This is a genomic window from Xanthomonas nasturtii (genome assembly GCF_001660815.1).
GTDB lineage: Bacteria > Pseudomonadota > Gammaproteobacteria > Xanthomonadales > Xanthomonadaceae > Xanthomonas > Xanthomonas nasturtii.
In genome coordinates, this window is sequence record NZ_LYMI01000009.1 from 167,544 (window position 1) to 179,588 (window position 12,045).

At 65.6% G+C, this 12,045-nt stretch carries 11 protein-coding genes and 1 pseudogene; 9 read left to right on the forward strand and 3 right to left on the reverse strand.

The window, feature by feature from the left end:
• Positions 1-58: 58 nt before the first annotated feature.
• On the forward strand, positions 59-2,434 hold the full coding sequence (locus A7D16_RS04905; RefSeq protein WP_064630346.1) for a glycoside hydrolase family 127 protein: 2,376 nt from the start codon (positions 59-61) through the stop codon (positions 2,432-2,434).
• A gap of 209 nt (positions 2,435-2,643) precedes the next feature.
• Here A7D16_RS04905 and A7D16_RS24010 read toward each other — a convergent pair.
• The 3 genes and pseudogenes from A7D16_RS24010 to A7D16_RS23475 form a co-directional block, all read right to left on the reverse strand.
• Positions 2,644-2,769, reverse strand: a pseudogene (locus A7D16_RS24010) (SymE family type I addiction module toxin); the annotation flags it as partial.
• 247 nt (positions 2,770-3,016) lie between these two features.
• A complete protein-coding gene (gene htpG, locus A7D16_RS04910; RefSeq protein ID WP_064630347.1) occupies positions 3,017-4,921 on the reverse strand; it encodes a molecular chaperone HtpG in 1,905 nt (634 codons plus the stop codon).
• Positions 4,911-5,084, reverse strand: coding sequence for a hypothetical protein (locus A7D16_RS23475; protein ID WP_161945020.1), 174 nt, complete (start codon positions 5,082-5,084; stop codon positions 4,911-4,913). The genes htpG and A7D16_RS23475 overlap by 11 nt, the downstream gene beginning before the upstream one ends.
• Before the next feature lie 76 nt (positions 5,085-5,160).
• Between A7D16_RS23475 and rsmD the strand changes: the two genes are divergently transcribed.
• From rsmD to A7D16_RS04945, 8 genes are all read left to right on the forward strand, one after another.
• The gene (gene rsmD, locus A7D16_RS04915; RefSeq protein ID WP_064630349.1) at positions 5,161-5,784 is read left to right on the forward strand and encodes a 16S rRNA (guanine(966)-N(2))-methyltransferase RsmD; all 624 of its coding nucleotides are present in this window, start codon (positions 5,161-5,163) and stop codon (positions 5,782-5,784) included.
• On the forward strand, positions 5,781-6,287 hold the full coding sequence (coaD, locus tag A7D16_RS04920; protein ID WP_039410764.1) for a pantetheine-phosphate adenylyltransferase: 507 nt from the start codon (positions 5,781-5,783) through the stop codon (positions 6,285-6,287). Before rsmD ends, coaD begins: the two co-directional genes overlap by 4 nt.
• Positions 6,288-6,333: 46 nt before the next feature.
• Positions 6,334-6,831 carry a hypothetical protein gene (locus A7D16_RS04925; protein ID WP_064630351.1) on the forward strand — a complete coding sequence of 166 codons (498 nt, stop codon included), beginning with the start codon at positions 6,334-6,336 and terminating at the stop codon, positions 6,829-6,831.
• Between the two features lie 61 nt (positions 6,832-6,892).
• Complete coding sequence (locus A7D16_RS21265) at positions 6,893-7,075, forward strand: hypothetical protein (protein ID WP_162841556.1); 183 nt, start codon at positions 6,893-6,895, stop codon at positions 7,073-7,075.
• Positions 7,066-7,350, forward strand: a complete 285-nt coding sequence (locus A7D16_RS04930; RefSeq protein WP_064630353.1) for a YfhL family 4Fe-4S dicluster ferredoxin — start codon at positions 7,066-7,068, stop codon at positions 7,348-7,350. Before A7D16_RS21265 ends, A7D16_RS04930 begins: the two co-directional genes overlap by 10 nt.
• On the forward strand, positions 7,347-9,125 hold the full coding sequence (ggt, locus tag A7D16_RS04935; RefSeq protein WP_064630355.1) for a gamma-glutamyltransferase: 1,779 nt from the start codon (positions 7,347-7,349) through the stop codon (positions 9,123-9,125). The genes A7D16_RS04930 and ggt overlap by 4 nt, the downstream gene beginning before the upstream one ends.
• Before the next feature lie 353 nt (positions 9,126-9,478).
• On the forward strand, positions 9,479-11,236 hold the full coding sequence (locus tag A7D16_RS04940; RefSeq protein WP_064630358.1) for a glycoside hydrolase family 9 protein: 1,758 nt from the start codon (positions 9,479-9,481) through the stop codon (positions 11,234-11,236).
• A gap of 360 nt (positions 11,237-11,596) precedes the next feature.
• Positions 11,597-12,045 (forward strand): IS110 family transposase (locus A7D16_RS04945; protein WP_153043127.1); only part of this gene is annotated, 449 nt, incomplete at its 3' end.

Consider the following 12,045-nt stretch of genomic DNA (forward strand, 5'->3'; position numbering starts at 1 on the left):
CCTTTGTTTGCAATGGTGCGCGCAGTCCATGCGTGCCGACAGGAGCTAAGCTGAGCCCATGACGGAGATGCCTGCGAGCGAATCAACCAACGCCCACGCACCGAGTGTGTCGCGGCGGCGTTTTCTGGCCTGGAGCAGCCTGGCGGTTGCCGCCGGCTTCCTGCGGTTCCCTGCCCAGGCCAGCGCTGCGCAACCGGGCAGCGTACGCGCGGTGCCGCTGGCCCAGGTCAGGCTCACGCCGTCGTTGTTCCTGGATGCGCTCAATACCAACCGCCGTTATCTGATGCGCCTGCAGCCGGACCGCCTGCTGCACAACTTCGTACTGTATGCCGGCCTCGATCCCAAGGCGCCGGCCTATGGCGGCTGGGAAGCGGACACCATCGCCGGGCACACGCTCGGCCACTACCTCAGCGCACTGGCGCTGATGCATGCGCAGACCGGCGATGCGCAATGCCGCACGCGCGCGGCCTACATCGTCAGCGAACTGGCCCGCTGCCAGGCACATGCCGGCGATGGCTACGTGGCCGGCTTCACCCGCAAGAACGCGGCAGGGCAGATCGAAAGCGGGCGCGCGGTCTTCGACGAACTCAAACGCGGCAAGATCGACCCGGCGCCGTTCTATCTCAACGGTAGCTGGGCGCCGCTCTACACCTGGCACAAACTGTTCGCCGGTTTGCTCGACGTGCATGCGCATTGCGGCAACGCGCAAGCGCTACAGGTGGCAGTCGCCCTGGCCGGGTATCTGCAGGGCATCTTCTCCGCGCTCGACGACGCGCAATTGCAGAAAGTGTTGTCGTGCGAATTCGGCGGCCTCAACGAATCGTTCGTCGAACTGCATGTGCAAACCGGCGACGCGCAATGGCAGGCGCTGGCGCAGCGCCTGCATCACCACGCCGTGCTCGACCCACTCATCGCCCAGCGCGACGAGTTGGTGCACCAGCATTCCAATACCAACATCCCCAAGCTGATCGGCCTGGCACGCGAGTACGAGGTCACCGGCGATGCCGCATCCGGCGCCGCAGCGCGCTTCTTCTGGCACACCGTCATCAACCACCACACCTATGTGATCGGCGGCAATGGCGACCGCGAATATTTCCAGCAGCCGGACAGCATCTCGAAATTCCTCACCGAACAAACCTGCGAGCATTGCGCCAGCTACAACATGCTCAAGCTCACCCGGCATCTGTATCAATGGGGGCCGCAAGCCGCGTTCTTCGATTACTACGAGCGCACCTTGCTCAATCACGTGATGGCGCAGCAGCACCCGCGCACCGGCATGTTCACCTACATGACACCGCTGCTGGCCGGCGAAGCGCGCGGCTGGTCGTCGCCGTTCGACGATTTCTGGTGTTGCGTCGGCAGCGGCATGGAAGCGCACGCGCAGTTCGGCGACTCGATCTACTGGGAAGACGGGCAGGGCGTCTACGTCAATCTATATGTGCCTTCCACCGTGCGCGATGCCGCCGGCTTCGCACTGACCTTGCACAGCACGCTGCCCGAACAAGGCCAGGTCGCACTGCGCATCGAAGCCGCACCAGCGGAGGCACGCACGCTGGCCTTGCGCGTGCCCGGCTGGGCCAGCGCGCCCACGCTGCAGGTCAACGGTGAGCTGCAAACCCTGCAGCCGGTGGATGGCTACCTGCGCATCGCACGGGTGTGGAAGGCTGGCGACACCGTGTCCCTGCAGCTGGACATGCCGTTGCGCCTGGAACCCACGGCGGACGACCCGGCCTGGGTGACGCTCATGCGCGGCCCGCTAGTGCTCGCCGCCGACCTTGGCGACGCCGCAACGCCCTGGAGCACCAAGACCCCCGCACTGGTCGGTGGCGATGAAGTGCTGCAACGCCTGCAGCCACTGCCGGTACACGGCCATTACGCATATGCCGACGGCGCCCAGCAATGGCATTTCTCGCCGTTCTACGCCCAGTTCGACCGCCGCAGCGCGGTGTACCTGGAACACCGCGACGCCGCCGCCTGGCAGCAACGCCAGGCCGAACAAGCCGCCGGCGCGCAACAGCAAAAAGCCCTGGATACCCGCGCACTCGACCACGTTGCGCTTGGCGACGACACCTCCGAAAAAGCCCACGCACTCACCAGCGAAAGCTCTTACGCACTGAGCTACCGCCGCCGCGCCGGCCGCGACGCCCGCACCGGCGGCTTCATCGCCTTCACCGTGCGCAACACCACACAGGCGCGCATCCTGCGCCTGCGGTACTGGGGCGCCGAAACCCGCCGCCGCTTCCGCATCCTCGCCGACGGCGAACTCATCGCCAACGAACGCCTCGACGGCAACCGCGGCCTGGATTTCGTCGACGTGGACTACGCCTTACCCGCAGCGGTAGCAGGTCGCACCACCCTGCAGATCCGCATCGAACCGGAAACCGGTTATTCGGCAGGGCCGGCGTTTGGGTGCTGGGTGCTGGAGTCGGCGTGAGAGCGGGGGGACAGAAACGCAGCCGTTGCCGCATCGCTGTAGTTACCTATGAGCTGTGTCACGCGTAGATGGCACACCGCAAGCACACAACCAGCAAAGCATCAGAAGCAACCAGCGCAGGGAACAAAAGCCCCTCTCCCCCCGGGAGAGGGGTTGGGGTGAGGGTACGTAGGCGAAGCCCCCACGACAATCCATCGCACCACGTTGCCTCACCGCCTCGCCACGGAATCCTCCGCAGCAGCCACCACCAACTCACCTCGACGCGCAACGGGCTGCAACTTGCAACCAACCGCAAGTCGCAACTGCTCCAACGATAGCCCCCGCAAGCGCAAGCGGGAAATCTGTCGACGATCCACTGCACTCTGTGATGAGGTAAGTTGGCTGCAGTCCGCTGCGCCGCGTCTGCCTGGTCGAGTAGAGATCGCAAGGCCACCCATCCTGGCGGTTGGCCAGCGTCGACGACATGCGGCAGCTGTGCGAAGCCGAGTGCCTGCCTAAACGTATGTCTTGTGCCTGCCGAAATGCGCAAAAAAAGACCGGCGCGCAGGCCGGTCTTTGGATGACACCCAGTGCAGCTGCCGCTTACGCAGACAACTCCAACAACAACTTGTTCAACCGCCGCACATACCCAGCTGGGTCCTTGAGGCTATCGCCCGCCGCCAGCGCAGCCTGGTCAAACAACACCCGGCTCAAATCGCCGAAGCGGTCCATGTCTGCTTCCGCATCCAGCTTTTCGATCAGCGGATGGGCCGGGTTGAATTCGAACACCGGCTTGCTTTCCGGCACGGCCTGGCCGCTGGCTTCCAGCAGCTGGCGCATCTGCAGGCCCAGGTCGCCCTGGCCGATGGCCAGAATGGCCGGGGAATCGGTCAGGCGATGCGAGACGCGTACTTCGGCCACGTCCTCGCCGAGGGCGGCCTTGATGCGCGAGGCCAGGCCTTCCTTGGATTTGGCGACTTCTTCCTGCGCTTTCTTGTCTTCTTCCGAATCCAGCTTGCCCAGGTCCAGGTCGCCGCGGGCCACGTCCACGAACGACTTGCCGTCGAATTCGGTGAGGTAGCTCATCAGCCATTCGTCGATGCGGTCGGTGAGCAGCAGCACTTCGATGCCCTTCTTGCGGAAGACTTCCAGGTGCGGGCTGTCCTTGATCTGCGCGTAGCTCTCGCCGGTGAGGTAGTACAGCTTGTCCTGGCCCTCGGCCAACCGACCGACGTAGTCCGCCAGGCCCACGCTCTGCGCGCCGGTGGTGTCGTGGGTGGAGGAGAAGCGCAGCAGGCCGGCGATCTTTTCGCGGTTTGCATAATCTTCGGCCGGGCCTTCCTTCAGCGCCTGGCCGAAGTTGCGCCAGAACGTCGCATAGTCGTCCGGCTTGTCCTTGGCGAGTTTTTCCAGCATGTCCAGCGAACGCTTGGTCAGTGCGGACTTCATCGAGTCCACCACCGGGCCGGACTGCAGGATTTCGCGCGAGACATTGAGCGACAGGTCCGACGAATCCACCACGCCCTTGATGAAACGCAGATACAGCGGCAGGAACTGCTCGGCCTGGTCCATGATGAAAACGCGCTGCACGTACAGCTTCAGGCCCTTGGCCGAATCGCGGTGGTACAGGTCGAACGGGGCGCGGCCGGGCACGAACAGCAGCGAGGTGTACTCCAGCTTGCCTTCGACCTTGTTATGGCTCCACGCCAGCGGGTTGCCCGCATCGTGCGCCACGTGCTTGTAGAACTCCTGGTACTCCTCGTCCTTGATCTCGGACTTGGGCCGCGTCCACAGTGCGCTGGCGCGGTTGACCGCTTCCCACTCCGGTTCGGCGGGCTTGTCGGCGTCTTCGCCGTGGTGCTCCTTGCGCATCTCGATCGGCAGGCCGATGTGGTCGGAGTATTTCTTGAGAATGCCGCGCAAGGTCCAGCTGTCGGCAAAGTTGTCTTCGCCGTCCTTCAGGTGCAGCACGATGCGCGTGCCGCGCTCGGGCTTGTCGATGCTGGCAACTTCGAATTCGCCTTCGCCGCGCGAGGACCAATGCACGCCTTCGCTGGCGGGCAGGCCGGCGCGACGCGAGTACACGTCCACCTGGTCGGCGACGATGAAGGCGCTGTAGAAACCGACACCGAACTGGCCGATCAGGTTGGCGTCCTTCTTCTGGTCGCCGCTGAGGTGCTTGAGGAAGTCAGCGGTGCCGGACTTTGCAATCGTGCCCAGGTGCGAAACCGCATCCTCGCGGCTCATGCCGATGCCGTTGTCGTCGATGGTGACGGTGCGTGCGTCCTTGTCGTAGTCGACGCGGATGCGCAGGTCGCTACCGCCTTCCAGCAGCTCGGGCTTGACCAAGGCTTCGAAGCGCAGCTTGTCGGCGGCGTCGGCGGCATTGGAGACCAGCTCGCGCAGGAAGATTTCCTTGTTCGAGTACAACGAATGGATCATCAGCTGCAGCAGCTGCTTGACCTCGGTCTGGAAGCCGAGCGTCTGCTTGTCGGTATCAACGGTCATTGGGGTCGTGCTCCATGGTGGTCCAGGCCGCAACGCGGCCGATGGCCTGGGGGATGCGGGCTTCTGCCGATTTTTCAAGGCGGGCCCCGGCGAACGGGCCGTGCGTGGCTGCCGGGCCGGGCAGGGCGGCCGTGGCGATGGCGGCGCTATCATGGCTGGCCATTCGTCCTATCCTTAGCCATGCCGTCATTCGCGCCACCGCTGTCTTGCACCCGTTCGCCATCGACAGGCACGCTGCGATGAGCCGCCCGCTGCGGCCGGCGCCACGCGGCGCGGAAGGGCAGGTGCGCATCGTCGGCGGGCGCTGGCGCAATACCAGGCTGGCCGTGCCGGATCTGCCCGGCCTGCGCCCCAGCAGCGACCGCGTGCGCGAAACGGTGTTCAACTGGCTGATGGCGCGCGTGCCCGGCGCGCGCGTGCTGGATCTGTTCGCCGGTTCCGGCGCGCTGGGGCTGGAAGCAGTGTCGCGCGGGGCCTCACACGCAACGCTGGTCGAACGCGACCTCGGCCTGGCGCAGCGGCTGCGCGAGCACGTGGCCCGGCTGGATGCCACCGCGCAGGTGCAGGTGCTGCAGGAGGATGCATTGCGCTGGCTGGAGCGTGCGCCCGCAGCCCTGGCCGATATCGTGTTCGTCGACCCGCCGTTCGCTGCCGGGTTCTGGCCCACCGTGCTGGAGCGCCTGCCGGCGCATCTGGCCGCCGACGCCTGGCTGTACCTGGAAGCGCCCGCCGATGCGCCGCCGTTGCTGCCGGCCGGCTGGCACCTGCACCGCGAGGGCGCCACCCGGCAGGTGCGCTATGCGCTGTACCGCCGGGCCGCTGCTACACTGAAGAGCGATCCGACCCCGGTAGTCTCCGTATGAGCGTTGCCAATAGCCGCACCGCCGTCTATCCCGGTACCTTCGACCCGATCACCAACGGTCATATCGACCTGGTGAACCGCGCCGCGCCGCTGTTCGAGCGCGTGGTGGTGGGGGTGGCGTACAGCCCGTCCAAGGGCCCGGCATTGCCGCTGGAAAAACGCGTGGCGCTGGCGCAGGAAGCCCTGGCGGCACACGCCAATGTGGAAGTGCGCGGCTTCGATACCCTGCTGGCCCATTTCGTGCGCGACATGGGCGCCGGCGTGCTGCTGCGCGGCCTGCGTGCGGTGTCCGACTTCGAATACGAATTCCAGATGGCCAGCATGAACCGCCATCTGATCCCGGAAGTGGAAACGCTGTTTCTCACCCCGGCCGAACAGTACAGCTTTATCTCGTCCTCGCTGGTGCGCGAAATTGCGCGGCTGGGCGGGGATGTGTCCGGCTTCGTGCCGGCGTCGGTCGTCGAGGCTTTGCGGCAGGTGCGCGAGTCTCGCGCGCAGGCCTGATCTCATCTGTCGTTCCATCACCACGCTTTTCAAAGGGAGGAGTTTCATGAAACACACCATGCGCGCTCTGGCGCTCGCTTCGATCGCCGCACTGGCGGTCACCGCCTGCAAGAAGGAAGAGCCGGCGCCGACCGCTGCTGCCGCTCCGGCGCCGCTGAAGGCACCGGCCAAGGACGACAACGCCGGCTGGAAGAAGTACCTGCAGGAAGTGGTTGGCCAGAACCTGGGCGCCACCACCAACAGCCCGTTCCTGTACTACTTGCCGCCGGAGTCCGATGCCGAGTTCGCCGGCAGCTACGAGCGTCAGCTGGAAAGCGTCAAGACCGCACTCGCCCGTGGCGTGCAGCCGGGCAACATGCTGGCCTTCGGTTCGTCCGCCTCCACCAAGATGGCCGACCTGATCGATGCCGCGTTCAAGGACGTGCAGCCGGATTCGATGAAGGGCGTGCGCGTGTTGTTCATTGGCGACGCCGCCGAGAATGCGCGCGTGCAGACCATCGTCCAGCCCAAGGGCGCGGAATACACCTTCGTTGAAGCCAAGTAGTGCAGCACCAGGCCGGCTGCGCGGGAGGGCGCAGCCGGCCGCAGTGTGCGGAGTCAGCAGCATGCTGCTGAATCCGCACATCAGCGGAGCCGGCCGTGTCAGGCCGGTCTCCGACAGCGCCCACGGCGTTGCTCCTGTGTTGATCCGCGCCATGTGCGTCCGCCTGCAGCAGTACGTTGCGTTCCAGCGCCTGCAGTTGAATCGCGCTGCTTCGCATTGCATGGTGTTGTCGATATGTCGCTGAAAATCAACGAGCTCTGCGTCAACTGCGACGTCTGCGAGCCGGCGTGCCCGAATCAGGCCATCTCGATGGGCGAAACCATCTACGTCATCGACCCGGCACGTTGCACCGAGTGCGTGGGCCATTTCGACGAAGCGCAATGCGTGGTGGTGTGCCCGGTCGAATGCATCGACCCGGATCCGGCCATTCCGGAAACCCATGATCAATTGCTGGCCAAGCTCCTGCAGCTGCAGCGCGATCACCCTGAACTGTACGAACAGGAGCCTCCCGCCCCGTGAGCACTTTGTCCCGACGTTTTTCTTCGCGCGGCCTGTTGTTGCTGGCCTTGGTGCTGGCACCGCCTGCCTGGTCTGCCGACGGCGCCAAGCCGGCAGCGGCCAGCACCGCACCGGTTGCCGCGCATCCGCCTGGCGCGGCGATCGCCAGTGGCCATGCGCTGGCCACCGATGCCGGCCTGCAGATCCTGCGCGAGGGCGGCAATGCGTTCGATGCCGCGGTTGCGGTGTCGTCCACGCTGGCGGTGGTCGAGCCGATCAGCTCGGGGCTGGGTGGTGGCGGTTTCTTCCTGTTGCACGACGCCAAGACCGGCAAGGACGTGATGCTGGACGCGCGCGAAACCGCGCCCGAGTCGGCCACCGAAGCGCAGTTCCTCGACAAGAAAGGCGAGCTGGACCGTGACCGCTCGGTCAACGGCGCGTGGTCGGCGGGCATCCCGGGCCTGCCTGCGGCGCTGGTGGAGCTGGCGGCCAGGCACGGCCGGCTGCCGCTGAAGCAGTCGCTGGCGCCATCGATCCGCATTGCGACCGAAGGTTTCCCGGTGTACGCACGCATGGCCAAAGGCTATGCCTCGCGGCGCGAAGTGATGGAGCGCTACCCCGGCACGCGCGAGGTGTATCTGCGCGGCGGCAAACCCATTGCCGAAGGCGAGATCTTCAAGCAGCCGGAGTTGGCGCATACGCTGCAGCTGCTCGGCGACAAGGGCTTCGACGGCTTCTACAAGGGCGAGACCGCCAAGAAGCTGCTGGCCGGCGTGAAGCAGGCCGGTGGCCAGTGGAAAGCCGCCGAGCTGGCCGGGTATCGGGTCAAGGAGCGCACGCCGGTCCAGTTCGATTACCGCGGCTGGAAAATCACCACCGCGCCGCCGCCGTCCTCCGGCGGTATCGCGCTGGCCGCCATGCTGCAGATTCTGGAAGGCTGGGACCTGAATAAACTCGATGACGTGCACCGCACCCATCTGGTGGTGGAGTCGATGCGCCGCGCCTACCGCGACCGCACCTTCTTTCTGGGTGACCCGGACTTCGTGGACGTGCCGCAGCGCGTGCTGACCAGCAAGGATTACGCACAAGGCCTGCGGGCCACCATCAACCCGGACAAGGCCACGCCCAGCGATCTGCTGTCGGGCAATCCCACCCCGTTGGAAGACGACGAAACCACGCACTTTTCCATCATCGATGGCGAAGGCAACCGCGTCGGCGCCACCCAGACCGTGAACCTGCTGTACGGCTCGGGCCTGATTCCCAAGGGCACCGGCGTGCTGCTCAACAACGAGATGGACGACTTCGCGCTCAAGCCGGGCACCCCGAATGCCTTCGGCGTGATGGGCTACGCCGCCAACGCCCCCAAGCCGGGCAAGCGCATGCTCAGTTCGATGACGCCCACCTTCATGGAATCGGCCGACAAGGCGATCGTGCTGGGCACGCCGGGCGGCAGCCGCATCATCACCATGGTGCTGCTCGGCATCCTGGGCTACGACGCCGGCCTGGATGCGCAGGCCGTCAGCGCCTTGCCGCGCTATCACCACCAGTGGCTGCCGGACGTCATCGACGCCGAAACCGACGCGTTCTCGCCGCAGACCGCCAAGGGCCTGCAGGCGATGGGCCACGCGCTCAAGCTGCCCGGCGACAGCGCCGAAGGCGGGCGGGGCTCCAGCCACGTGTGGGGCAACCTGCAAACCGTGGAATGGGACAAGCGCAGCAATGTGCTCAGCGGCGGTAGCGACCCGCGCAACCCGGTGGGCAAGGCGCAGGTGCAGCTGGAGACAGCGCCACGCTGATTGCCGGGACCGCTTGATCAGGCGCCTGGTTGCCAGCGATGGTGCCGGGCGTTTTTGTTGTCGGGTCTCGATTGTGCGGCTGTCACGCCGTTGCTGATTCGGGTGTGCCAGGCGCCATCGATGCGGCCAAACGCTGGATGCGCGTGCCGCACACCTGCGCGGCGACGTGCCGGCGTAGCGGTGGCCGGATACACGCGTGGCTGATCGGCGCGGGTGCAGCGTTGTGTCGATAAGGCTGCGGCGCCGCGCTGGGTCGGTCGCCGTGCACGCACCGCAACCGGAATGCGGATTCACGCAGCGGCTATGTCCGGATTGGACTTGTCGCTGTCAGGCAATGCGGCCACCATCGCGGCATGACACTCTTCAAAACTCTGCTCACCAGCATGGTGATTGCATCGCCCATCCTCGCCTGCGCTGCCGATACGTCCGGCCATCAGGCTGCAGCCCCCACCAGCGCTGCCATCCACGTCAACCAGCTCGGCTATCTGCCGGGCTCGGCAAAACTCGCAGTCGTCGGGCTGCCGCAGGGCGCGGCGACTGGTTCGGGCCGTTTTACGGTCGAAGACGCGCACGGGCGCCGCGTGTTGCAGGGCACCTTGCAGCCGGCCGCACTATGGACGCCGGCCGGGCAGCAGGCGCGGGTGGCGGATTTTTCCGGCGTGCGCACGCCAGGCACCTATCGCTTGAAGATCGATGGGTTGCTGGCCTCGGATGCATTCCCGATCGACCCACATGCGTATGAGCCTGTGATCGATGCCTCGCTCAAGGCGTTCTACTTCAATCGCGCCAGCACTGCGTTGCCGGCGCAGTTTGCCGGGCGCTATGCGCGGGCGGCCGGGCATCCGGACACGCAGGTGCGCATTCATCCCTCGGCGGCATCGGCCACGCGCCCGGCCGAGAGCGTGATCAGCGCGCCCAAGGGCTGGTACGACGCCGGCGACTACAACAAATACATCGTCAACTCCGGTATCAGCACCTACACCTTGCTGGCCGCCTACGAGCAATACCCGGCGCTGTTCAAGGCCAAGCCCTTGACCATCCCCAACGATGCGCCCTGCGTGCCCGGCATCGTGCAGGAGACCTGGTGGAACCTGGAATGGATGCTGGCCATGCAGGACCCGGCCGATGGCGGCGTCTACCACAAGCTCACCGACAAGCAGTTTGACGGGTTGGTGATGCCGGACCAGGCCAAACAGCAACGCTATGTGGTGATGAAGGCCACTGCGGCCACGCTGGATTTTGCTGCGGTGATGGCCGCGGCCAGTCGCGTGTATGCGCCGTTCGAAAAACAGTATCCGGGTGTGTCTGCGCGCATGTTGAACGCCTCGCGGGCCGCGTGGGCATGGGCACAGCAGCATCCGGATGTGATCTATCGCCAGCCCGACGATGTGCGCACCGGCGGTTACGACGACGCGCAGGTGGACGACGAATTCGCCTGGGCGGCGGCCGAGTTGTACATCAGCACGCGCGAGGATGGGTTTTACGACGCGATGATCGCGCGCAACGTGCCGGCCAGCGTGCCGAACTGGGGCAGCGTGGGCGGATTGGCCTGGATGTCGCTGGCCGCGCAGCGCGACACACTCACCCCGCACGCCGATCGTGCCCGCATCACGCGCGAGATCACCGGGCTGGCACAGCACCTGGCCGATGAATGGCAGTCCTCGCCATGGCGTCTGGCGATGACGGATACCGACTTCGTGTGGGGCAGTAATGCAGTCGTACTCAACCGCGCGATGATGTTGATGCAGGGCTACCGGTTGACCCAGCAGCGGCCATTTCTGGATGCCGCGCAGTCGCAGCTGGATTACATCCTGGGGCGCAATCCGCTGGGCCTTTCGTTCGTCACCGGAGTCGGGCAGCGCACGCCGATGCATGTCCACCACCGCCCCTCCGAGGCCGACGGCATCGACGCGCCGGTGCCGGGTTGGCTGGCCGGTGGCCCGCAGCCGGGGCAGCAGGATGCCAAGGATTGCAAGGTGCCGTATCCGTCCAAGCTGCCGGCGCTGTCGTACCTGGACAACACCTGCAGCTACGCCACCAACGAGGTGGCCATTAACTGGAATGCACCGCTGGTGTATGTGAGCGCGGCGATTGAGGTGTCGACGCGTTAGGACGTGTGTTTTTCGAGGTGGTGCCTGCACCATCGTAGCGATCGCACAGCTGCAGCTGCTCCTTCTCCCTTCGGGAGAAGGTGGCGCGTAGCGCCGGATGAGGGGACGGCGTCGGCAGGAAGACTGACGCACCGTACCCTCACCCCAACCCCTTATCTCTTGGCGATCTGCCAGATTAGGTGTCGAGAGCCGGCGTGGTCGACCGATAACCCACAGGTCTAAACAACCGCGGGAGAGCGAGGTCGCCTCGCCGGGATCTCCTGGCAAACGCCCGAACAGTTGCTGGAGTTGGCACTCGTAACGATCAGGCTGGGCAGCCCAGGAGAGCTCTCGACCCTTCGAGCATAGCGGAGTTTTTCCATGGCATACGGCGTAGGTATCGATGTCAGCAAGCAGTGGTTGGATGTGCATGTGCATGGCTGCAAAGGCGAACGGCGCTTCCCCAACACGGCGGCAGGTCTGCGCCAGCTGCGCAGCTGGCTGGGACACATGGAGCTGCACAAGGTGGTGCTGGAAGCCACGGGCGGCTACGAACTGGCAGCGCTGGATGCGCTGCATGCGGCCGGCCTGCCGGTGGCGCGTGTGAACCCTCGCCAAGCGCGTGACTTTGCCAAGGCCATCGGCCAACTGGCCAAGACCGACACCTTGGATGCGCGTGTGCTGGCGCAGATGGCGATGGTGGTATCACTCACGCCCTACCAGCCGCTGGAAGGCTGGCGCCGTCAGCTGCGCGAGTACCAGCAGCGCCGCACGCAGGTGTTGGCGACGGTGCAGCAGGAGCGCCAGCGGCTGTCTCAACTGACCGATGT